This window comes from Terrisporobacter mayombei, from assembly GCF_020748465.1.
Taxonomy (GTDB): domain Bacteria; phylum Bacillota; class Clostridia; order Peptostreptococcales; family Peptostreptococcaceae; genus Terrisporobacter; species Terrisporobacter mayombei.
Window position 1 is genome coordinate 1 of sequence record NZ_JAHZMP010000037.1, and the last position, 703, is coordinate 703.

Below are 703 nucleotides of genomic sequence, written 5' to 3' on the forward strand. Positions count from 1 at the left end.
GGGTCAGACTCCAGAGGGAGAAAAATCATTAGAAGAAGAAATAGTTATAGAAGAAATGAGTCTAAAGCAAGATATTGATAAAATTCTTGATATGACTTTATCTCAAATAAATAAAATAGTATATAACTTTTGGGAAGATGAAGAAAATGTAAAGTCAGATGAACAATCAGAAATTAACCAAGTCTTTACTTCAAAAGACTCATTTATCAGCTTATGGTATGATAAAAAAGCAAAAGTAAAAAATACTTGTTTACTAAAAGAAATAGATGGTTCAGACAGACCTTATCATGATTTAAGATTTGATGATATTACAAAGACTTTAACTTTTGACTATGTAATAAAAGGTCTTGTAGGAGCAAGCTCAAAAGATAACAAATACGTAATAGAAGGTGAAGATGGAGAGCAAACTGCATTTTGCTACAATAACCATTTAAGACCACCAAGTAGTAATGGAAAGAGTCCATATTTACCAGCAGAAGAATGTAGTGGTCAAGAAAACCAGAATGAAGATGCAGTTAAATCTATACTATATGCAGGTTCTGAATTTGATGGATTTGGATATAAGCAACAATTTAATCTAGGCGGAGAAGAAAATGACATAATGACGTACTCAGCCACGTAAAGTGCAATGTGGATTGTTCTTGGACAAGGTATATAAGTAGCAGTACTTCAGAAGTATATCGGACTAGTCAATGTTTTTGGT

1 pseudogene is annotated in these 703 nt (G+C 31.9%); it reads left to right on the forward strand.

The window, feature by feature from the left end:
- Window positions 1-622, forward strand: a pseudogene (locus K0039_RS20120) (Cys-Gln thioester bond-forming surface protein); the annotation flags it as partial.
- Between the last annotated feature and the right edge of the window lie 81 nt (window positions 623-703).